The 21,553-nt window shown below is 64.2% G+C and carries 18 protein-coding genes; all 18 read left to right on the top strand.

Features of this window, described 5'->3' with window-relative positions; genetic code table 11:
• Nucleotides 1-18: 18 nt before the first annotated feature.
• The 18 genes from MSTE_RS20830 to MSTE_RS20745 all read left to right on the top strand — a co-directional run bounded on the left by MSTE_RS20830 (nucleotide 19) and on the right by MSTE_RS20745 (nucleotide 21,539).
• Complete coding sequence (locus MSTE_RS20830; RefSeq protein WP_096504066.1) at nucleotides 19-1,593, top strand: AMP-binding protein; 1,575 nt, start codon at nucleotides 19-21, stop codon at nucleotides 1,591-1,593.
• A 51-nt stretch (nucleotides 1,594-1,644) separates the two neighbouring features.
• Nucleotides 1,645-2,196, top strand: coding sequence for a pyridoxamine 5'-phosphate oxidase family protein (locus MSTE_RS20825; protein WP_096504064.1), 552 nt, complete (start codon nucleotides 1,645-1,647; stop codon nucleotides 2,194-2,196).
• Between the two features lie 123 nt (nucleotides 2,197-2,319).
• Complete coding sequence (locus tag MSTE_RS20820; protein ID WP_096504062.1) at nucleotides 2,320-3,240, top strand: SDR family NAD(P)-dependent oxidoreductase; 921 nt, start codon at nucleotides 2,320-2,322, stop codon at nucleotides 3,238-3,240.
• The gene (locus MSTE_RS20815; protein ID WP_162291481.1) at nucleotides 3,237-5,279 is read left to right on the top strand and encodes an alpha/beta hydrolase fold domain-containing protein; all 2,043 of its coding nucleotides are present in this window, start codon (nucleotides 3,237-3,239) and stop codon (nucleotides 5,277-5,279) included. Before MSTE_RS20820 ends, MSTE_RS20815 begins: the two co-directional genes overlap by 4 nt.
• 12 nt (nucleotides 5,280-5,291) lie before the next feature.
• Entirely contained in the window at nucleotides 5,292-6,233 is a 942-nt protein-coding gene (locus tag MSTE_RS20810; protein WP_096504058.1) for a reductase, read from the top strand.
• Nucleotides 6,230-7,771 carry a flavin-containing monooxygenase gene (locus MSTE_RS20805; protein ID WP_096504056.1) on the top strand — a complete coding sequence of 514 codons (1,542 nt, stop codon included), beginning with the start codon at nucleotides 6,230-6,232 and terminating at the stop codon, nucleotides 7,769-7,771. Before MSTE_RS20810 ends, MSTE_RS20805 begins: the two co-directional genes overlap by 4 nt.
• 143 nt (nucleotides 7,772-7,914) lie before the next feature.
• Nucleotides 7,915-9,246: a phthiocerol/phthiodiolone dimycocerosyl transferase family protein gene (locus MSTE_RS20800; RefSeq protein ID WP_096504054.1), complete on the top strand. Its 1,332-nt coding sequence runs from the start codon at nucleotides 7,915-7,917 to the stop codon at nucleotides 9,244-9,246.
• 56 nt (nucleotides 9,247-9,302) lie between these two features.
• Nucleotides 9,303-9,833: a hypothetical protein gene (locus tag MSTE_RS20795; RefSeq protein WP_157997727.1), complete on the top strand. Its 531-nt coding sequence runs from the start codon at nucleotides 9,303-9,305 to the stop codon at nucleotides 9,831-9,833.
• Between the two features lie 43 nt (nucleotides 9,834-9,876).
• Entirely contained in the window at nucleotides 9,877-10,647 is a 771-nt protein-coding gene (locus MSTE_RS20790; RefSeq protein WP_096504050.1) for a phosphoglyceromutase, read from the top strand.
• Between the two features lie 150 nt (nucleotides 10,648-10,797).
• The gene (locus MSTE_RS20785) at nucleotides 10,798-12,111 is read left to right on the top strand and encodes a sensor histidine kinase (protein WP_096504048.1); all 1,314 of its coding nucleotides are present in this window, start codon (nucleotides 10,798-10,800) and stop codon (nucleotides 12,109-12,111) included.
• Complete coding sequence (locus tag MSTE_RS20780) at nucleotides 12,108-12,794, top strand: response regulator transcription factor (protein WP_030096443.1); 687 nt, start codon at nucleotides 12,108-12,110, stop codon at nucleotides 12,792-12,794. Before MSTE_RS20785 ends, MSTE_RS20780 begins: the two co-directional genes overlap by 4 nt.
• 149 nt (nucleotides 12,795-12,943) lie before the next feature.
• A complete protein-coding gene (locus MSTE_RS20775) occupies nucleotides 12,944-14,224 on the top strand; it encodes a TetR/AcrR family transcriptional regulator (protein WP_162291702.1) in 1,281 nt (426 codons plus the stop codon).
• Between the two features lie 72 nt (nucleotides 14,225-14,296).
• Nucleotides 14,297-15,646 carry an ABC1 kinase family protein gene (locus MSTE_RS20770; protein WP_162291701.1) on the top strand — a complete coding sequence of 450 codons (1,350 nt, stop codon included), beginning with the start codon at nucleotides 14,297-14,299 and terminating at the stop codon, nucleotides 15,644-15,646.
• A gap of 101 nt (nucleotides 15,647-15,747) precedes the next feature.
• On the top strand, nucleotides 15,748-16,749 hold the full coding sequence (locus MSTE_RS20765) for an alpha/beta hydrolase (protein WP_096504044.1): 1,002 nt from the start codon (nucleotides 15,748-15,750) through the stop codon (nucleotides 16,747-16,749).
• Entirely contained in the window at nucleotides 16,746-17,603 is an 858-nt protein-coding gene (locus tag MSTE_RS20760) for an SDR family NAD(P)-dependent oxidoreductase (protein ID WP_096504042.1), read from the top strand. Before MSTE_RS20765 ends, MSTE_RS20760 begins: the two co-directional genes overlap by 4 nt.
• Complete coding sequence (locus tag MSTE_RS20755) at nucleotides 17,600-19,150, top strand: flavin-containing monooxygenase (RefSeq protein WP_096504040.1); 1,551 nt, start codon at nucleotides 17,600-17,602, stop codon at nucleotides 19,148-19,150. The genes MSTE_RS20760 and MSTE_RS20755 overlap by 4 nt, the downstream gene beginning before the upstream one ends.
• A gap of 131 nt (nucleotides 19,151-19,281) precedes the next feature.
• Entirely contained in the window at nucleotides 19,282-19,971 is a 690-nt protein-coding gene (locus MSTE_RS20750; protein WP_096504038.1) for a hypothetical protein, read from the top strand.
• Nucleotides 19,968-21,539: a flavin-containing monooxygenase gene (locus MSTE_RS20745; RefSeq protein ID WP_096504036.1), complete on the top strand. Its 1,572-nt coding sequence runs from the start codon at nucleotides 19,968-19,970 to the stop codon at nucleotides 21,537-21,539. Before MSTE_RS20750 ends, MSTE_RS20745 begins: the two co-directional genes overlap by 4 nt.
• Nucleotides 21,540-21,553: the final 14 nt, after the last annotated feature.

Below are 21,553 nucleotides of genomic sequence, written 5' to 3'. Positions count from 1 at the left end.
CGTGCAAGACTGTCCGGCGTGACGTTTCGTAGCCCTCTGCCCGACGTTTCCATTCCCGACTGCTCGGTCTACGAGTACGTATTCGGCGATACCGGCGCAGACGACAGTCGTGTCGCGCTTATCGACGGGCTTTCCGGTGCACAGACCACCTTCGGCGAGCTGCGGTCGCAGGTCGATGCCACCGCGGCTGGTCTGGCCGCGGGCGGGTTCGGTCTCGGCGATGTCGCAGCGGTCTTCCTGCCGAACTGCTCGACGTTCGCCGTGGTGTTGCACGGCATCTTGCGTGCGGGCGGCACCGCCAGCACCGTCAACGTGCTGTACACCGCCGAGGAGCTGGCCAAGCAGCTCATCGACTCCAAGGCGCAGCTCGTCTTCACGGTGTCGCCGCTGCTGTCGCGCGCGCTGGAGGCCGCGGAGATCGCGGGCATCGATGCCGCCAACGTGATCACCATCGACCCGGTCGAGGGGCGCCGCTCGCTGGCCGACATCGTGCGGCCCGATCTGGCACCGCCGGAGGTTTCCTTTGACCCGGCAACGCATTTGGCGGTTCTCCCGTACTCCTCGGGAACCACGGGCAAGGCCAAGGGCGTCATGCTCACTCACTACAACCTTGTCGCCAACATCGCGCAGGCCAAACACCTGTACGGCGTGGAGCAAGGCGACCGGGTCCTGGCCGTCCTCCCGTTCTTCCACATCTACGGCCTGGTCGTACTGCTCAACGTGCAGCTCAAGCTGGGCGCCGAGCTGGTGATTCTGCCGCGCTTCGAGCTCGACACCTTCCTGGGTTCCATCGCCAACTACCGTGTGGACCACGTCTTCGTCGCGCCGCCGGTGGCTGTGGTGCTGGCCAAGCACCCGGATGTCGACAAGCACGACGTCTCCTGCCTGCGGTCGGTGTTCTCCGGCGCCGCTCCGTTGGACGAACAGCTGGGCAATGCCGTTGCCGCACGACTCAATTGCCGCGTCAGCCAGGGTTACGGCATGACCGAGTTGAGCCCTGTCAGCCACCTCATCCCGCCGGGTCGGCCCGATATTCCGCTGAACTCGGTGGGTATCCCGGTGCCGAACACCGAGAACAAGCTCATCGACACCGAGACGGGTGCGGAGATCGACGTGCCGGCTGAAGGTGAGAGTGCCCCCGGCGAGCTGCTGGTACGAGGCCCCAACGTGATGGCCGGCTACCTCGGCAACGAGGAGGCCACCGCGGCGACGATCGAGCCCGACGGGTTCCTGCACACCGGAGATATCGCGGTCGTGCGTGCCGACGGCGTGGTGACGATCGTCGACCGGCTCAAGGAGCTCATCAAGTACAAGGGCTACCAGGTGCCACCCGCGGAATTGGAGGCGCTGCTGCTGTCCCACCCGGGCATCGGCGACGCCGCCGTGATTGGCGTTCCCGACCCGTCCAGCGGCGAGATTCCCAAAGCCTTTGTGGTGCGTACCGATTCCGACCTCACCGATGAAGCGGTTATGGCCTTCGTCGAGCAGAAAGTGGCTCCGCACAAGCGGATTCGACAGGTGGAGTTCATCGACGCGATCCCCAAGAGCGCGGCGGGAAAGATCCTGCGCAAGGACCTGCGCGCACGCATCTGACCTACGAAATCCGCTGGCGGATTCTCAGACTCGAGTGGCACCCTGGACCGCATGGGCCATGTGTACGAGGAGATCGACGACAAGCTCGCTCGATGGTTGACCGACCAGCCGGTGTTCTTCGTGGGCACCGCGCCCGCCGGCTCGGACGGGCATGTCAACGTCTCCCCTAAGGGGCTCGCCGGGACCGTCGCGGTGCTCGGTCCACATCAGGTGGGCTACCTGGACTACTTCGGCAGCGGTGCGGAGACCATCGCGCACGTGCGGGACAACGGGCGCATCGTGCTGATGTTCTGCTCGTTCGACAAGCGCTGCCGCATCATCCGGCTCCACGGCAGCGCGCGCGTGGTGCAGTTCAACGAGCCCGAATACCCGAAACTGCGTGGCCACTTCACCCGGGAGCTCGAAAAGGGTTCACGCTCAATCATTTTGGTCGATGTCACCCGGGTGGCCGACTCGTGCGGCTACTCGGTTCCGCTGATGGACTTCGTAGGACATCGGGATGTGTACGAGAAGCACATCGAGAAGGTGCCCGAGGAGAAGATGACTCTGGAGAGCGCGCTGGAGAAAAACGGCAGCTCGATCGATGGCCTGACAGCCCAGTAGCCTGCACGCGGTACGACTAACCCGACATTAATCTCGCCGGGCTCTTGACAAGCTGTCGGGCGTGACAGACGCTTGGTTTACGTTTACCAGTGATGCGTAAGCGACAAGCGAAGGGTGATGCCAATGACGGCACCCGACGCGGGAGCCTACCCGCGCCGACGTCCAAAGGTCAGCTACGGGGCCAGCGCAGTGGTGACGGGCGCGGGCAGCGGTATCGGTAGAGGGTTTGCAGAGGCCATCGTGGCCCGCGGCGGCCGAGTGGTGTGCGCCGACATCAACCTGGCCGGCGCACAGGAGACCGCCGATAAGCTCGGGCGGGACAATGCGCACCCGGTCGTGTGCGATGTGAGCGCGTACGACGAGATCGTCACGCTGGCCGATGTCGCGACCGACTGGCTGGGACACACCCCGGATCTGGTGATCAACAATGCGGGGATCGGAACCGGAGGTAAACCCATCGGTGAGGTGTCGATGGACGACTGGAACGCCACCATCGGCATCAACATGTGGGGAATGATCTACGGCTGCCAGGTCTTCACACCACTGCTGCGTGAACAGGGATTCGGCGGCATCATCAACGTATCGTCGGCCGCCAGCTTCGCGGCCGCGCCACTGATGGGTCCGTACAACGTCAGCAAGGCCGCCGTGCTCGCACTGTCGGAGACGCTGCGTGCCGAGCTGGCCGGTAGCGGCGTGCGCGTGACCGTGCTGTGCCCCACGGCGGTCAAGACCAACATCCTGGACGGCGCGCGCATCCCCGGGTCACTGAGCAACCTCGCGAGCACCGCATTCAAATGGATTGGGGTGTCGCCGGAATGGATCGCGAAGACCACACTCAACGCGCACGACCGGGGGCGGCTCTACGTGGTCCCGCAGCCCGATGCCAAACTCATCTGGTCCATGAAACGGCATGCGCCCGTGCCCTATTCGTGGGGCGCGGGAATCATCTCGCGACTGGGCCGACTGCTGCCCGATGACACCGATCCGCGCGAGTTGTGGGATACCGCCTACGAACAGGAGTCCCCGGTCAAGGTGGTGCGATGATGACCGGCCCTGTGCTGCCGGTCGTCGTCGTAGGCGCCGGATACACCGGTTTGGGCACCGCGGTGGGTCTGCAGGAGGCGGGGATCACCGGCTTCACCGTGCTCGACCGCGCCCGCCCGGAACCGGGGAGCTGGCGTGACGACACCATTGCCCTCTTCGGGCTCGGTCCGCATGTGACGTTCGGCAGTGAGGTCACCCGGATCGCGCTCGACGATGACGTGTGGATCGTGGATTTAGAAGGGGGACAGCGCTTCGCCGCACATACGGTGGTGCTGGCCACCGGGTCGGTCGGTGGGAGTCCCGACATTCCGGGACTCGACGGGTACGCCGGAAAGGTCCTCGATGCCGCCGAGGTCGGTGACGGTGCGGGGCTCGCCGGGCTGCGCGTCGCGGTGGTGGGCAACAGTGCCGCCGCCGCGTCGATTCTGCCGTTGGTGGTGCGAAATGCTGCCACTGTCAAACTTTTTCAGAGCTCACCTGATTGGATACTGCCCCGGCCGAGTGGCCGGATCGGGCAACTTCTGGACCGCACGCTGCGCGATGAGACACGCCAGGCCTGGTTCTCGGGGAGACGGCCCAATTCGCGCGGACTGCTCGAAGTGGTGGCTCAGCGCAACCTACGCCGGCGCGTGCCGGACCCCTGGATTCGGCGTCAGCTGACGCCGTTGAGGCTCACCGGTCGCCCCAACGTCGTGGTGACCGATGAGTTCCTGACCGCATTGCAGGCGCGCAACTGCAAGCTGGTCACCTGGCCGATCGCCCGGTTCAGCAGCGGGGGCATCCGTACCGCCGAAGGTATCGACCACCAGTGCGACGCAGTGATTTTCGCGTCCAGCCCGGATGCGGGCTCGATCACCGAGATGGTGTCGGTGGTGGGGGCGCGGCGTCGCAAGCTGAAGCAGGCGGGCAGCATCCCGACCACAGTGGCCGGTTTCCCGAATTTGTTCATCGCCGATCCGCCGGCGACCGAACCGAGCCGCGACAGTGCTCGCAAGACTCAGGCGCGGATCAACGCGGTCGTCGGCGGGGTCTCGCTGGCACTGCGCTCGCTGGACGCGACCGGAACCGTGGTTGCCGAGGCCTCACGGCGCACCAAAGCCACCGCGGCGCTCACCGCCATAGGGTTGCGGCCAGTGCTGTCCCGAGCCCGCCTGGACAAAACGGGTAAGCCGGGCGTGCTGCTGGCGCGACAGATTGTCTCGACCATCATGGCGATCGGTGGATCGATGCCCCGCGGTACCGAGGTGGCGCGATCGCGGGATCCGATACGGGGAGAATGGGTTCGGGCGGGCGCGGCGCTCAGCGCCGATGATCCCGGTCCGGTCATCCTGTACGTCCACGGTAGCGGCTACGTCATCTGCTCGGCGAAAACTCACCGTTCGATGGTCGCCCGTCTCTCGGAGGCGACCGGGCTGCCGGCCTTCACCGTCGACTACCGGCTGGCACCCGAACATGTCTTCCCGGCCGCTGCCGACGATGTCCGGGCCGCCTACGACTGGTTACTGGAACGTGGCCACGCGGCCCACGACATTGTGGTCGCCGGTGATTCGGCGGGTGGACATCTCGCGGTGGACCTGCTCATCGAGAATCATCGGCTGGGTGTGCCCCAGCCGGGTGCGGTGGCATTGTTCTCGCCCCTGCTGGACCTGACGCTGGGTCTGGCCGCCGAACGTGAAAAGGTGCAGCCCGACCCCGTCATCACCGCGGCTGCCGCCAAACATCTGGTGGACAAGTACACCCGCGGGGAGCCCGCGGATTCTCCACGTCTACGCCTGAGCCTTCCGCCCGGTATCTCGTTGCCGCCCATTCTGATCCAGGCTGGTGGAGTTGAGTTTCTGGCCGCCGACGCACAGCAGCTGGCACACATGATCGAGGAGGCCGGTGGGCAGTGCGATCTGCAGGTCTGGCCCGGCCAGATCCATGTGTTCCAGGCGCTGCCCCGGTTGATTCCGGAAGCCAACGCGGCGCTGAGTGAGGCCGCCCGATTCATCACCGGGGTGCTGACCCATCAGCCGTCACGCACGGCCCGGACCGCATAGGAAGGACGAGAGATGGCCATTGTTCTGGAAGACATGTTGCAGACCATCAAGGACAAACAGTGGGCCCTGGCCGATGTGGACTGGGACGCACCCGGTGCCGAGCAGATCACCGATGAGCAGCGGCCCAAGCTGAAGGCCTTCATGGCCGATCTGGTGTGGATCGAGAACATCGGTGCGCGCGGCTTTTCGGCGTTGGCCAAAAAAGCCCCCAACGAGACGCTCGCGGAGATCTATCGGTACTTCCATGCCGAGGAGCAAAAGCACGCGAATGCCGAGCTGGCGTTGATGCGGCGCTGGGGCATGCTCGAAAAGGATGAGGTGCCCGTCCCCAATGTGAACGTGCGCTTGGCCATTGAATGGCTGGACCGCTACTCGGACGGGCTGTCGTTGACCGTGTTGGGCACCATCATCCCGTTGCTGGAGGTGGCCCTGGATGGCGCGCTGCTGAAATTCCTGTTGGAGGAGGTCAACGACCCGATCTGCCACCAGGCGTTCCGGCATATCAATTCCGACGAATCACGCCATCTGGCAGTCGATTTCCATGTGCTGGACATGATGGGTCAAGGCAACCTGCGCCGCGTTGTCATCGAGAATGTCGCTACCGTGCTCAACCCGTCGCTGCTGATGGGTCTGCTCTTGGGACTCGGCACCGGAATTCCGCTCATCAACCGGATCAAGGGCAATCTGATTGGCATGGGCCTGCGTGAGCAGCGTCTGTACGACGCGATGGAGCGGTTCGTCAACGTCGGCAGCCGTGGCAAGGGCACGCGATTGCTGGTGTACCAGGTACTGCGGCTTGGTGCGGCGATGATCACCAATGCGCAGAACCCGCTGCACGGCCCGTATCACGCGGTGGCCAACACCATGGTCAAGCTGTCCGACTATTACCCCAAGCGCTGGCTTGCCGAACAGCCGAGTTGGTCCAAGGAACTCACCTACGAGGTCAGTGCATGAGCGATGAACCCGACCACTATGTCGCTGTCATCGGAGCCGGGCTGGCCGGATTCGGTATCGGGTTGGAGCTGCGTCGGCGAGGTATCGACGACTTCGTCATCTACGAGCGTATGGACGGCGTCGGTGGTACCTGGCGTCAGAACGTCTATCCCGGTATCGGAGTGGACATTCCGGCACAGGCCTACCAGTTTCGTCATGCTCTGAACCCCGAGTGGACCAGGTTCTACGCCAAGGGCGGGGAGGTGCTCAGCTACATCGAGCGGCTGTACCGCGAGAACGACGTGCAGCGTTTCGTCAGATTCGGCAGTGACGTGGGCGCGCGCACCTGGGACGAGGACGCGAAGGTGTGGCGGCTTCGGGTCAACGGGCAGGAGGTGACGGCCAGATTCGTCGTCGTCGCGGCAGGCCCATTTCCCGAGCCCAAACCGGCCGAACTGAAGGGGCTTGACGACTTCGGTGGCACCGTCCTGCGTTCTGCGGCCTGGGACCACAGCGTGGATCTGAAGGGCAAGCGCGTCGCCATCATCGGCACCGGGGCCAGTGCTGTGCAGATCATTCCCGAGATCGCACGTGAAGTCGGCCATCTGGACGTATACCAACGGACCCCGATCTGGGTCTTCCCCAAGATCGATCCGAGCATGCCGGCGCCGGTGCGGGCGCTGTTCCGCCGGATACCGAGGACCCAGCGGTTGCTTCAGGAGGGCCTGGAATTCATCGTGGGCGGTGCGCTTGTCTACGGGGTGCTCAACGCCGGTCGCCTGGGCAACACCCCGGGGGCGCTGCGTTGGCTGCTCGGCAATGTCTCGTACCGACTGCAGGTGCCGGACAAGGAGTTACGGGCCAGGCTGACCCCCGACTACGACTTCGGGTGTAAGCGTCCTGCCACCTCCAACACCTATCTGCCGACCTTCAACCGGGCGAACGTGGAGCTGGTCACCGATCCGATCGACACCGTCACCGCTAACGGCGTCCGTACCGCTGCGGGCGTGGAGCGCGAGATCGATGCCTTGATCCTCGCCACCGGATTCCGGTTGTTCTTCGACCCGCAGGTGTACCGGGATCGGCCGGTGACCGGACGGGACGGCTTCGATCTCGCCGACTTCTATCAAAACCACCCACCACAGAGCTATCACGGCTTCTCGATTCCGGGATTGCCCAACAGTTTCAACGTCTTTGGGCAATATGGCTGGACCGGTGGCACCTACCACAGCGTGGTCGACACCGCCGCCATCCATATTGGGCGGGTCATCGGCGAGGCTCAACGGCTCGGGGCCACCGATGTCGAGGTGCGTGCCGACGCGGCCGACGCGTGGACCAGGGATGCGCGGTCGCGCTACACGTACTCGCTGTTCCAGACCGGTAACTGCACCACTGCCAACAGCTACTACTTCGACCACAACGGCGAATCCGCGTACATCAGGCCTCAGACCACGCAGGCCGCACGCCGTTCGTCGCAGGCGTTCCCGCTCGATGACTATGCCTTCGCCGGTCAGGTAGGGCCCGCCCGGACGGCCGCAGTGGCGGCAATCGCCGAATAATCGCCGAATAGAGGACACCTCGGGCACGCGGCTGGCGCCGTAACCTGCGGCGATGCTGCGGCACGTGGCAATATGGCAAGTATCGGGTACTTTCAGTATCGATAACTACGTGTATCGAATACCTGGCTTGCCGAAGGAGCTTCATGCCCGAGCTGCTGACCTCACGCGTTCTCGCGCCTTCGGAGTCCGTGTTCGTCGTCTCGGGTACCACGGTGGCTCAACATTGCTATGGCACGGGCGCACTGGAGGATGTCGCACTTGAGGGGGCCCTCGACGACCTGGTGGGCATGTACCCGTTATTGCGCGGTCGAATACATATGTCGCGCAAAGGTTTTGAACTCCGATTCACGGGTCGCGAACGGCCCGCCGTCGTGTTCTGGGATGTCAGCGACGCCGACATCGGGGATTACGTCATGTCCGGGAACTCGGCGTTACCCGTTGGGCAGGTGTGTGCACTGCACGTCTACCGGTCGGGTGCGAAGTTCCGTGTGACGTTTCTTTTGCATCACGCCATCGCGGATGCCGATGCGGCCCTGGCGTACCTGCATGACTTGTGGAGTCTCTACACGGGGAGAACGCGCGCAGTCAACGGCATCAGCGGGTTGATGGGTGCGATAGCACCGCATCCCATTCCGGCGAGTTCGGAGACACTGCTGCGTGCGCGTGGCTACACCGAATCGACGTCCCGGCAGCTGATGGACCTTCGCCCCGCATACCGCGGGCCCGAACGGATCTGGACCGCGTTTCGGCCACGCCGTGCCCAACGGGCACGCATTCACCTGTCGGTGGAGCAGACCGATCGGCTCATTGAGGTGGGGCGTACGCACGGGGTCACGCTCAACGGGCTCGTCAGCGCTGCGTTGGTGCTCGCAGAGCGTGAGATTTCGGGGAAAAGCGAACTGCCTGTGGCGGTTTCCTCATTTGTGAATCTGCGCTCCCGGATTGATCCGCCGGTCGCGCCGACGGAGGGCACCAACGTGCTGGGCATTGCCGAGACGATCCTCGAGGTACGTCGAGGTAGCGACGCGCTTGACCTTGCCCGCCACGTCATCGCGGACATCCGCGAGGGCTTGCGAACCACCCGCATCCACCAAACCGCATTTGTCCGTGGCGATATCCGGCGGGCGCTGGCGCTGGCCAGACGGTACTTCCTGCTGGTGCCGATGGGAGGTTGGGTCCCGACCTTCACCGCCATCCAGATCACCAACTGGGGGCGCGTGTCGGATTTCGCAACACCAGACGGCGTAGATATCACCGATTTTCGTTGCGGCGTCGAGCTCCATGCCGTGAGCGCATTCATCGCGACGCGGGGCGTCGCGATGGTCGAGGGACGCATCTATTTCATCACCAGCTACAACGGGCGCCTGAGTATCGACTTCACCAAGCTCGTGGCGGGCAAGGATTCCGCGCGGCGAATCGAGCAGATACTGCAGTCCGAGATCGAGAAGTTAATTCCGGTAAAGGTTTTCGACTGAATCGTGACGTAAGCATCCCGTGGCCAACGGTCTCGATGATTGCAGGAGGTGCCGAAGTGAAGTCGCTTTTTGACTCGTCTGGCTGGGGCCGGGAACAGATGGGATTCACCGATGACGCCGCGCTCTTCGAGATCGCGACGACAGCGGTGGGCGTCACCGCGTCCGCGGGCCTCTCGCCCCGGGCCGTCACCGCGGTGTTCTTCGCCTGCGATACCGGAATGGACGGCGGCGACCCCGTCTACATCCAGCACGTCCAGTTCTTTGAAGCGGCTATCGCCGAGGAGGTACTCCTGGACATGGTCGTCCAGGAGCTCGGCGCCGCACAGCCCGCCCATCGTGATGACCCCGCCGCACGGACGGTGAACATGTTGTCCGCGGCAATGCGGGTTCCGGAACCGCCCTCGGCCAGGTGGTCGGGCGCGGTGGTGGCACTTCACGTGGCAAATGCGCTCAACGTGCTGCGCGTCCGCGTGGGGGTGGTGCGCGACCCGGTCGCGTGCCGATACTCCGTGCACGAACTCATGACCAACGCGTCTGCGGTGGTTCGGGACATGCGCTGCGCCGATCTGAACAGGGGACTGGGTTGATACGTCGAGAGCAGCCGGGCAGCCACATGAGAGACTGGCGCTCATGAGCGGCGAGACCTCCAATCAGGCAAACGGAGCCACCCTTATCCTGCTGCGCCACGGTGAGAGCCAGTGGAATGCGAAGAACCTGTTCACCGGCTGGGTCGACGTCGACCTGACCGAAAAGGGCAGATCAGAGGCCCAGCGCGGTGGTGAGCTGCTGGCTCAGCAGGGGCTGCTGCCGGACATTCTGTTCACCTCGCTGCTGCGCCGCGCCATCAACACCGCGCATTTGGCCCTCGACACGGCTGATCGGCTCTGGATTCCGGTGGTGCGGGACTGGCGCCTCAACGAGCGTCACTACGGTGCGCTGCAGGGTCTGGACAAGGCCGAAACCAAGGCCAAGTACGGCGAGGACCAGTTCATGGCCTGGCGCCGCAGCTACGACACCCCGCCGCCGCCCATCGAGCGGGGCAGCCACTACAGCCAGGATCAGGATCCTCGCTACGCCGACATCGGCGGTGGACCGCTCACCGAATGCCTGGCCGACGTGGTGGCACGATTCGTGCCGTACTACGAAGAGGCCATTGTGCCGGAACTCCGTGCGGGTAAGACCGTTCTGGTTGCCGCCCACGGTAATTCGCTGCGGGCCCTGGTGAAGTACCTCGACGGGATCTCCGACGAGGAGATCGTGGGACTGAACATCCCCACGGGTATTCCGTTGCGGTATGACCTTGACGAGAACCTCAAACCGATCACGGCAGGTGGGGTTTACCTGGATCCGGAGGCCGCTGCGGCAGGAGCCGCGGCGGTAGCCAATCAGGGCGCCAAATAACCTTCCCGGTGAGCCTGACCCACCAAAACTTCGCCAATCGGCGAATATTCGGTGAACTCACGCCTAACACCTGTGCGGGAATGTGTGACTTGCTCGGCATTTAGCCGCACGCTGCTGGGGTGACGTTCACCGAATGCGTACGCTTTTCGCGTGACCGCCTCATCGGGCTCTCTGGTTGTGATCGTGACGATCGCAGCCCTCGTGGCGCTTGCTGCGGGTGCGGCGCTGGGCGCGTGGTACTCGCGCCGCTCCTCGACCCACCGCGCGGCCCGGAAAGGTTCGCAGGTAGCCCAGAGCGGTTTGACTGTTTCCCAGATGCTCGAGTGCATAGTCGCCATCTCACCGACTGGAATTGTGGTCGTCGACAAACATCAGGACGTCGTCCTGGTCAATGCCCGTGCGCGGGAGCTGGGCCTGGTACGCGACCGCCAGCTCGACGAGCAGGCATGGACCGCCGCCCAACGGACGCTGGCCACCGGTGAGGCCGTCGAAGTGGATCTGACCACCAAGCCGAAGGCGCCGGGTCGCGCGGGGTTCTCGCTGCGCGGGCATGTGCGCAGGCTCTCCGATGCCGATCCGCGCTGGGCGGTCATCTATGTCGACGACGACTCCGAGCATGTCCGCATGGAGGCCACCCGCCGCGATTTCGTGGCCAATGTCAGCCATGAGCTCAAGACGCCTGTCGGTGCGATGGGCGTGCTTGCCGAGGCGCTACTGGAATCCTCGGACGAACCCGAGACGGTGCAGCATTTCGGCGAGCAGGTTCTCGCGGAGTCCCGTCGCCTGGGCAATATGGTCACCGAACTCATCGCGCTCTCCCGGCTGCAGGGGGCCGAAAAACTTCCCGATCTGGAGGTCGTCGACGTCGACTTCGTGGTGTCCGAAGCGTTGAGCCGTTCCAAGGTGGCCGCCGAGAATGCCGATATCGCGGTCACCACGGACGCGCCCAGTGGCTTCGAGGTGCGCGGAGACCCCACACTGCTCATCACCGCGATCAGCAATCTGGTGGCCAACGCCATTGCCTACTCGCCGCACGGATCGCCGGTTTCGATCAGCCGCCGGCGCCGGGGCGACAAGATCGAGATTGCCGTCACCGACCGTGGCATCGGGATCGCCAAGGAACATCAGGAACGTGTCTTCGAACGGTTCTTCCGGGTGGACAAGGCGCGCTCCCGCGACACCGGCGGCACCGGGTTGGGTCTGGCGATCGTCAAGCATGTGGCGGCCAATCACAACGGCGCCATCAAGCTATGGAGCCAGCCCGGTACCGGGTCGACCTTCACGCTGTCCCTCCCGGTTTATGAGGACGAGGATGACGCGATCGAGGAATCCGCAGACGGCCCGCAAGCAGATCAACCCACACCCCGCAAAGACGCGACCAACCAAGCCCCGCCGCACGCACCAACCAGCCGCTTACGCGAGGAGCGTCAAGCGACTACACGAGAGGAACATGTACGTCGATGACCAGTGTCTTGATTGTTGAGGACGAAGACTCGCTGGCCGATCCACTGGCCTTCCTACTGCGCAAGGAGGGCTTCGAGGCGACCATCGTCAACGACGGGCCCTCAGCGCTCGCCGAATTCGAGCGCGCCGGTGCCGATATCGTGCTGCTGGACCTGATGCTGCCCGGAATGAGCGGTACCGACGTGTGCAAACAGCTGCGCGCCAAGTCCAGCGTTCCGGTGATCATGGTGACCGCACGCGACAGTGAGATCGACAAGGTCGTCGGGCTGGAACTCGGCGCCGACGACTACGTGACCAAGCCATACTCGGCGCGCGAGCTCATCGCCCGCATTCGCGCGGTGTTGCGCCGTGGATCGGATTCCGAAGAGACCACCGCGGGTGACGGTGTCTTGGAGGCCGGCCCGGTCCGCATGGATGTCGATCGGCACACGGTGTCGGTGAATGGGGAAGCGATCACTCTGCCGCTCAAGGAGTTCGACCTGCTCGAATACCTGATCCGAAACAGTGGACGGGTGCTCACCCGCGGCCAGTTGATCGACCGCGTGTGGGGGGCTGACTACGTCGGCGACACCAAGACTCTTGACGTGCACGTCAAGCGGCTGCGCTCCAAGATCGAGTCGGACCCGGCCAATCCGGTGCACCTGGTGACGGTGCGCGGCCTGGGCTACAAGCTGGAGGGCTGACCGCTCACCGCAGGCGCTGTCACGTACGTGTTTAGACTTTGACGGCATCGAGGCGTTCGTAATCGTCGGGCGCTCCGATTTCGGTTCGGTCAGACACGTCGATGGAGCAGCTAGTGGCGCAGGATCCGCCTCGCCGAGGACGCCCCCCGGTGTCCGGGCTTGCCGACAAACGCCGTCAGCAGATCGTCGACGCAGCCTTTTCGGCCTTCACCGAAAACGGTTACGAGCAGACCAGCATGTCCGATATAGCGGCTCGGGCGGGCATGGGGCAAGGCACCGTCTACCGATACGTCGACAGCAAGCGCGAGGTCCTCGACCTGGTCTTCGACTATGGCGTGGAACGCCTCGTCGACACCCTGGCGCTCGACGACTTTCTTGAAGTCGTCGGCGGAACCGGCGGCATCGAAGAACGAACCGACATCATCATGGAGGGCGGCCGCCGCCTCTACGCGCTGGTGGATCAGGAACCCGCACTGCTCAAACTCCTGACCGTCCAGTCGGCCGCCGCCGATAAGGAACTCAAGCAGCGAGTCCTCGGTATCCAGTCGATGCTCGACTCCTACGTGCAGCGAGGCCTGGACGGCGGCCGTCGGGCCGGATGGCTGGCCGAGGACGCACAGAACCACGCCGTGCTCGCGCGGCTGTTACCGGCCCTGGTGCTGCCCGGATTTCTGCTCGCCCAAAGCCGGCACGACAACCCCGGCACCCGAGAACGTTTCGTGAGTACCGCTTCACAGATCGCCGAGAACGGCATCTTGCGTGAGGGTGTGATCCTGGAGTCGGAAGCGGGCCACGGCGCGACGGAAACCGTTGATTCCGTTCATGTTCCGGTGCCTGTCGCGTCGGACCGCCGCAATGAACTTCTCGATGCGGCGCTCGGATGCTTCCTGTCCGATGGATATCACGCCGTCGGGGTGAACGAGATCGTCGAGCGGCTCGGGGTCAGCCACGGCACGTTCTACAACTACTACCAGAACAAACGCGACCTGCTCGATGCGCTGATGGTTCGTGAGTTCTCGGCCATGGAGCCCGTCCTGTCGCGTCCGGTAGGGCGATTGGATGCGCGTCAGGACATCGAACACGCTCTTGCTCAAGGATTTAGAAACGCGTTGGAGGCGGTCGCCGGACGGCTGCCCGCGTTGATCTTCGTGTGCACGGAGGCCGCCGGAGTGGATCCGGAAGCACTGCAGTCGATCATTCAGTTCTTCCGCTTCGCCTCGGTGCGTAGCGAGCAGTCCGTGTATTCGATGATCGGTGCCGACCGGATAAACCCGTCGATCGATACCGAGTTCCTCGGCCAGGCCTTTGTGTCGTTGCTGGTCGGTGCCGTCACCCTGATCGTCGATGACGACGGCCGGACTGACCGTATCGACGAGTACGCGCGGGCCATCACCCACTTTTTGCTTTATGGTCTGAATCCAGCGCCCTAGGTTGGCGCGGCAATGAAGGAGTATCCCATCGGCGAACCAGTTGACAACGAGGCCAACGCAACTCGAGCTGGTATGCCGCTGCGCGCGAAGAGGGCGGCGGCACTGGGAAAGGTTGTCGCCGGTCACGCCGTCCGCTCGGCGATAACGACGGCGATGAAACCGGTCTCGGCGGACGTCGCGGCCCGGCGGGACGCCGATATTCTGCGGTTCGCCGATGATCTGGTGGCCGTCGCGGGCTCGATGAAGGGCGCCGCGCAAAAACTTGGCCAGCTGCTTTCTGTGGTGGATGTGGGCATCACATCTACATCGGCCAGAGACGAGTTCACCGCCCGGCTTGCGCCCCTGTTCGACAATGCCCCAAGGATTCCCGACGAGACGATGCACGGGGCGCTGGAACGCGAGCTGGGTGAGCTGCGTGCCCGGATCGTGAGCCTCGATGCCGGTGCCATCGCCTCGGCCTCGATCGGGCAGGTGTACCGCGGCCAACTTGACGACGGCCGGATGGTCGCGGTCAAGATCCAGTACCCGGATATCGCGTCCAAGGTCCGAGCGGATCTGAAGAATCTTCAGCTGGTCACCAAGCTGGCGGCGAAGAAGATGCCGGCGAGCAACACCCAGGCCATCGTCGCGGAAGTGCAGCGGCAGATGATGAAGGAAGTGGATTACCGGGCCGAGCTGGCCCACCATCAGCGGATTTTCGATGCGTTCCAGGGGCATCCGGCGTGGCGCATCCCCGAACCGATCGCACAACTGTGCACCGAACATGTCCTGGTGACCGAGTACCTCGACGGTATGGCATTCGATGGCATTGCCGAACAGGATCAGCCGGTCCGGGACCTGGCGGGGGAGGCGATCTATCGCTTCTATTGCGGTGAGATGTACCGAACCGGATTCTTCTGCGCCGACCCACATCCCGGCAACATCATGTTGCTTCCCGACGGGCGGGTCGGTTTCGTGGACTTCGGACTGTGCATGGATATGGACTACGAGGACGCCGAGGTGCAGCGCAAGGTGTTTCGGGCGCTGCTCTCCGGAGATGACGACCAGGCATTCGAGCTTGCGGTGGCCGCGGGATTCCTGGCAGACCCGGAGGCCATGGAGCGTAGTGCCGCCACCGAGTACATCCGCGCGGTCAGTAGCTGGCATCTCGGAGACGGGATCTTGCGGATGACGCCGGATATCGCACGGCGCTCGGTTGCCGATGCCGTACTGCCGTCGTCCAGGTTCTATGACGGCATCCGCAATCAGCGTTTGGTGGAGACGCATGCGATGGCGCGGCGCACGGAAATGTGTGTGGCCGCACTCCTCGGCAGGCTCGGTGCAGAGGCGCCCTGGTCGGCGATTGCGCGCGAGTATCTCGGCATGGCCGACACCGCCACCTCCATGGGCCGCGCCATAGAAAGCTGGGCTCAACAGCGATAACAGCCGACTCGGCGTAGGTGGGAATGCCGTCTTGTATTTTTGTGAATGGCATGTCAGTCTATAAAACACCTGCCCGTGTTCGAGATCACCGAGGAGCGCCGATGACGGCCAACGTGGTGCCGCTGCATCCGGAGCGTCTGGAGCTCACTCGCTCCGAGCGAGGCTCGCTGACGGTTCTGTTGCGATTGGGACGGTTGGCCATCCGCCTCTTCGCGTATCCGGTGATTGCGCTGTGGGCACGCTTTCCGTATTTGCCGTGGCCGTACCGAGTCATCGACCTCGCGGCGGTCGTGCTGCGGCCCGTTCGGGGAGTGCGTCGTGTCCGGGTGCGGCTCACCCACTGCGAGGCCGAGCTCATGTCTGCCGGAGGCGGTTCGTCACACGGCGCCATGCTCTTTCTGCATGGCGGGGCATTTGTGGTCGGGGGACTGAACACGCACCGCAGGCTGGTCTCGCGCATTGTCACGAGTGCGGGCGTCACCTCGCTTGCCGTCAACTACCGCAAGCTGCCGGGGCACCCGGTCTCCTCGGCGGTCGAAGACGCGCTCGACGGTTACCGATACCTCATCGACATGGGCTACCAGCCTTCGGAGATCGTCATCGCCGGGGATTCCGCGGGTGGATTTCTTGCCCTGGCCGCGAGTCTGATCGCGCAGCGTCGCGGGCTGGAATCGCCCGGCGCCCTGGTGTGCATTTCGCCTCTGGTGCAGCGTGACCCGGCAGGCAAGCTCGTGCTGGCCGCGCAATCCAACGACCCGTTGTTCCCGCGGGCGGCGCTGATCGCGATGGAGCGCCTCATGATGTCGGGGGAGACGGCCACCGCCGGACTCAGGGTCCTCGACAGCTTCGTCGAGGGCGCCGCGGCCACGCTGGCTTGCCTACCGCCAACACTTCTTCAGGTGGGCAGCGACGAGATCCTGCGCCCTGACGCCGAATTCGCGGCTGCTCGGCTCGCCGAGGCCGGAGTGCCTGTCGAACTGCAGATATGGAGGAATCAAGTGCACGATTTCCAGATCGCCGCGGATGTGCTCCCCGATGCGAGGGCGGCCGTGGGGGAGATCTCGGCGTTCGTCAGGGCTCATGTTGGACGGCAGGTCGCATGAAGTTCACCGAGATTCAGATCGACGGCGCCGTGGCGTTGGTCACCGGCGGCGCGCGCGGTATCGGGCTGTCTATCGCCCACCGGCTGGCGCGTGAGGGCGCACGGGTGGTCATCGCCGACCTCGACGGTGACGCCGCTGCCCTGGCTGCGCGGGAGATTGGTTCGGATGCAAGAGGTTTCGCGCTGGATGTGGGCGAGTCCGATGACTATCGGTGTGTTGTCGCCGAGGTTGAGGACACCGTCGGGCCGATCGACATCGTGGTGAACAACGCGGGCATCATGCCTGTGGGACCGCTGTTGGAAGAGTCCCGGGGTGTGGCCGAGGCCACGATGCGCGTCAACTTCTGGAGCCACTACATCTCCTATCAGGTGCTCGCCCCGCGGATGATAGCCCGGGGCAGAGGGCATTTCATCAATGTGACATCGGCGGCGGGCGCCATTCATTCACCGGGCCTGGCCAGTTACGTCGCCTCGAAGCATGCCGCCACCGGGTTCGCGCGCAGCGCCCGCGAGGAGCTGGTCGGTACCGGCGTGACCATCTCGACAGTCATGCCGGCGGCCGTCCGCACCCAGCTCGTCGACGGTATTCCGTTCAAGTGGTGGGAGAAACTGGGCATCATTCCCCCCAGCTGGGTGGCACGCGACGCGGTCGGGACCGTGCGCAACCGGCCGGCAGTGGTCGGTTCCCCGCGAGGTACGGTCCTCGCGCTGCGGTTACAGCATCTGATTCCCGAGTGGCTGTGGCTGCTGGGCCGGCGGGTCGTGAATGCGGACAGGACGGTCGGACCGGTAGACCGGAGCGCCCGCAGCGAGTATGACGGCCGAATCGACCGGCAGGTCGAGGCGACGATATGAGTACCCCCGAGCACGAGACCGTCATCATCGGTGCTGGGATCGGCGGGCTCGGCGCCGCCATCGGATTGAAGCGTGCCGGCCTGACCGATTTCGTCATCCTGGAGCGGTCCGCGGGCATCGGTGGCACCTGGTACAACAATCACTATCCTGATGTGGCAGTGGATGTCCCGGGAATCGTGTACCAGTTCTCCTTCGCAAAAAACCCCAACTGGTCCCGCACTTTTCCCAAAGGCCGGGAAGTGCAGCAATACATCGCAAGCCTGGTCGATCAGTACCGCCTCAACGACCACCTGCGGTTGGGCCACGAGGTCATGAAACGGGTATGGGACGAGGACAACCACCTGTGGCACCTCACCCTCGCCGACGGCCGGGTCATCACGTCCAGGTTCGTCATCACCGCGGTCGGCGCATTTGTTGAGCCGAAGGTGCCGGATATCCCGGGTCTGGATTCCTTTGCGGGCAAGGTGATCCAGACACAGAACTGGGACCACGACTTCGATCTGCAGGGTAAGCGGGTGGCGGTGATCGGCACCGGAGCAACCTCGGTTCAGCTCATTCCGCAGATGGCGCGGGTGGCCGCACACGTGGACGTCTACCAGCGCCGGGCGATCTGGGTTTTCGCCAAGCCCGACTTCCCGATACCGCGCATCGCGCGCTGGGCGTTGAAGTACGTACCGGGACTGCAATCCCTGATCCGGGGGATCGCGGCCGCCGCAGTCGAGGTCGGCCTGGTGGCGATCACGGTATACGGCAAGCAGATTGCGCCGATAACCCTCATTCCGAACTGGGCTTGCCGGGCATTTCTCTTCAGCCAGGTTCGCGATCGTGAGTTGCGCAAGAAGCTCACACCCACATATGGATTCGGGTGCAAGCGCCCGAGTGTCTCGAACATCTACTACCGCACGTTCACCCAGCCTCATGTAGACCTGGTGACCGATCCGATCGCCAAGATCACCCCGACGGGTATCGTCACGGCGGACGGTGCGCACCGCGATATCGATGTCCTGGTTCTGGCGACGGGGTTCGAGATGTCCCAGAGCCCCGAGGTCTATCGTGCCCGCCCCGTCAAGGGGCGCAATGGCTTCGACCTGGCCGACTACTACGAGAACAATCGTGCCAGGGCGTATGAGGGTGTCACCATGCCCCAACTGCCCAACACCTTCATGGTTTTCGGGCCGTTCGCGTGGAGTGGCAGCTCCTGGCATGTGATGGTGGAAAACGCGACGCGCATCGCCGTGCGGGTTATCACCGAGGCGCGCAAGCGTGGCGCCACCGCCTTCGCGGTAACCGAAGACGCCAACAACCGATTCTTCGATTTCATTGCGCCCAAGGCGGAATCGACGCTCATGCACGGGCGTGCATGTGTCAACGCCAACTCCTATTACATCGACCGCCATGGCGACTTCTCATTCCTGCGCCCCACCACGGCGTACCAGTCGACGCGTGCGAGTAAACGCTTCCCGCTCGATGACTTTCGCTTCGACCGGTTGCCGGCATCGGGGGGTCGCACCCCCGTGGCCGAAATCACCGCCGTACAGGTGAACTAGTCAAGCCCTCGAGAAGGAGACCTGTGTCCATGCCGTTTGTGATGGGGATCGTTGCGGTGTCCGATAGGGCGGCCCGTTGAGGGGGGCACCAACGTCGTGCCGCGGCGGCGTCGGAGGGGGTCCGGGCCGGACTGGCGAGATTAGACCAGTCCGACCCGGGCCATGCGGCGGATCTGACGTGGCAATGGCTCGATGAACTGGGCAGGGCGGGGGATCTCGCGGCGCTGGAGGCGGTCTTCCTGATGGGAACTCCACTGGATGGCGCAGACGGCCTGACGCAGGCCAGGTACCTGGCCAGCCCGTACGGCCGACTGGTCGATTCGCTGTTGAGGCAGGGGCTCGGACGCTGGTGGCAGGGGCATCGGTTCTCCGACGGCGGCCGCTGCGGGATCTCGAACACGCACCGCGAGTTCCGCTGGGTGTGGCGCCTGATGTTCCCCGGCTATCCGCGCCCCGCGGGATACCGTGGGGAAGAGGTGTTCGATTTCCGCACTGTGACCATCGAGGACTCAAAGACGCCTGGGCACTGGATTACCCTGCTGGACTGGCATCTTCCGCCGGGAAAGATGAATCGTGCCGTCACTACCGCCGCACTGCCCCTGGTGCGGTGGTTCGTGTGGGACCTCACCCGAAGCGAGTTGGTGGCCCTGGCCGGAGGGCGCGTCATCCTGGCCAGGATCCCGGTGCGGATTCCCTTCGGACGCCGGTGGCGGACCACAACGTTCTACATGCACAGGTGGGTGACCGGAGGCCCGTCGCTTTCAACGCCGGAATTGTCAGTGAGCAGTCCATATCGGACATCGAGTGAGGAGTCCTCATGACCACATCAGTTCCCGATCATCACGTCGTCGTGATCGGTGCGGGTATCGGAGGCCTGTGCGCCGGGGTGCGCCTGCAGCAGGCGGGTATCGAGGACTTCGTGATCCTCGACCGGGCCGCGGACCTGGGCGGGACCTGGCGCGACAATGTGTATCCCGGGATCGCCGTTGACATCCCGTCGGTGATCTACCAGTTCCCGTTTCTGCGCAATCCGAAGTGGTCTCGCGTTTTTGCGCCCGGAGCCGAAGTACAGGCCTACCACCGGCAGGTCGCCGAACGGTTCAATCTGCGGCCGCACTTCCGTTTCGGCATCGACGTGCGCAACGAGGAGTGGGATGAAGAGAACCACTGGTGGCGACTGAATCTCGCTGGCGGATCGGTGATCACCGCGCGGTTCGTGATCTCGGCGATCGGCCCCTTCTTCGATCCCAAGCAGCCCGGCATCAAGGGGCTCGAGAACTTCTCCGGTACCCGCGTGACGCCCGTACAGTGGCTGCCGGAGCACGACGTGAGCGGCAAGCGCGTGGCGGTGATAGGCACCGGAGCGACCGGCGTCCAATTGTGCGGCGCCATCGCCGACGAGACCGAATCGCTGGTGGTGTTCCAGCGGACACCCGTCTACTGCATCCCCAAACCCGACTTCCGGATTCCGGCGATTGCCCAATGGGCGCTTCGCATCCCCGGATTGTTCTCGGTGATCGAGTGGGGAGCCCTGCTCGGTGGAAGCCTGGGTCTGTGGTTCCTGATTCACACTCCGGGCGCGGTGATGCGGCCGTTGATGCGGGGCTTCGATGCCGCCGGGCGTGCACTGTACGGGGCGTACCTGCGTGCGGTGGTGAAGGATAGGCAGGTCGCGCGGGATCTTCTCCCCTCCTTCGGGCCGCTGGGGAACCGGCCAACTCTCAACTCCGCCTTTCCGCGGGTCTTCAACAAGCCGCACTGCTCACTGATCACAACGTCGATCGCCGAGGTGGTTCCCGAGGGAGTCAAGACCTCGGACGGGACAGTGTACGAGGTCGATTTCCTGATCACCGCAACAGGTTTCGATCTGTTCTCCGAACCGGCCTCCTACAAGCGAGGACGCGTGACCGGTGCGGGTGGCCGTGACCTCGGGGACTTCTTCAACAGTCGCGGTATGCAGGCGTACGAGAGCGTCTCGATCACCGGCTTCCCCAACCGCTGGATTATCGTCGGGCCCTACTCCTGGACCGGCAACGGCGGATGGCACGGTCTGGCGGATACCGCCGTCACGCACATCGTCCGGGCCATCTCCCTGGCGGGAGAACGTGGCGCCAGCCGCATGGAGGTGCGCCAGGAGGCACTGGACCGTTTCCACCAACTCATGCTGCGCAACGGGCGGAATCTGAAGTACTACTTCACCGAACTCAATCGAGGTGTGCGGTCGTACTGGAAGAACGCCGACGATGATGTACCGCTGCTACGGCCGACCACGACCTTGCAGGCCCGCCGGGCGGCGAAGAAGTTCCCGGCCGACGACTACCGGTATGCGCAACAGAATCAGAGTGTCGATTCCACGGCAGTCCTGAATGATTCACAGGTAGTGGTCTGAGGATGGGGTGGCCG

This window comes from [Mycobacterium] stephanolepidis, from assembly GCF_002356335.1.
In the GTDB taxonomy this organism is placed as follows: Bacteria; Actinomycetota; Actinomycetes; order Mycobacteriales; family Mycobacteriaceae; genus Mycobacterium; species Mycobacterium stephanolepidis.
Note: the sequence above shows the minus strand (reverse complement) of the source record. Positions and strands in the feature narration are given on the sequence as shown.

Excerpts from the sequence above, each read along its gene's own strand:
- MSTE_RS20805 (WP_096504056.1), top strand. The coding sequence starts at position 6,230 with ATGAGCGATGAACCCGACCACTATGTCGCTGTCATCGGAGCCGGGCTG.
- MSTE_RS20745 (WP_096504036.1), top strand. The coding sequence starts at position 19,968 with ATGACCACATCAGTTCCCGATCATCACGTCGTCGTGATCGGTGCGGGT.
- MSTE_RS20780 (WP_030096443.1), top strand. The coding sequence starts at position 12,108 with ATGACCAGTGTCTTGATTGTTGAGGACGAAGACTCGCTGGCCGATCCA.
- MSTE_RS20760 (WP_096504042.1), top strand. The coding sequence starts at position 16,746 with ATGAAGTTCACCGAGATTCAGATCGACGGCGCCGTGGCGTTGGTCACC.
- MSTE_RS20820 (WP_096504062.1), top strand. The coding sequence starts at position 2,320 with ATGACGGCACCCGACGCGGGAGCCTACCCGCGCCGACGTCCAAAGGTC.
- MSTE_RS20765 (WP_096504044.1), top strand. The coding sequence starts at position 15,748 with ATGACGGCCAACGTGGTGCCGCTGCATCCGGAGCGTCTGGAGCTCACT.
- MSTE_RS20810 (WP_096504058.1), top strand. The coding sequence starts at position 5,292 with ATGGCCATTGTTCTGGAAGACATGTTGCAGACCATCAAGGACAAACAG.
- MSTE_RS20815 (WP_162291481.1), top strand. The coding sequence starts at position 3,237 with ATGATGACCGGCCCTGTGCTGCCGGTCGTCGTCGTAGGCGCCGGATAC.
- MSTE_RS20800 (WP_096504054.1), top strand. The coding sequence starts at position 7,915 with ATGCCCGAGCTGCTGACCTCACGCGTTCTCGCGCCTTCGGAGTCCGTG.
- MSTE_RS20755 (WP_096504040.1), top strand. The coding sequence starts at position 17,600 with ATGAGTACCCCCGAGCACGAGACCGTCATCATCGGTGCTGGGATCGGC.
- MSTE_RS20770 (WP_162291701.1), top strand. The coding sequence starts at position 14,297 with ATGCCGCTGCGCGCGAAGAGGGCGGCGGCACTGGGAAAGGTTGTCGCC.
- MSTE_RS20790 (WP_096504050.1), top strand. The coding sequence starts at position 9,877 with ATGAGCGGCGAGACCTCCAATCAGGCAAACGGAGCCACCCTTATCCTG.
- MSTE_RS20825 (WP_096504064.1), top strand. The coding sequence starts at position 1,645 with ATGGGCCATGTGTACGAGGAGATCGACGACAAGCTCGCTCGATGGTTG.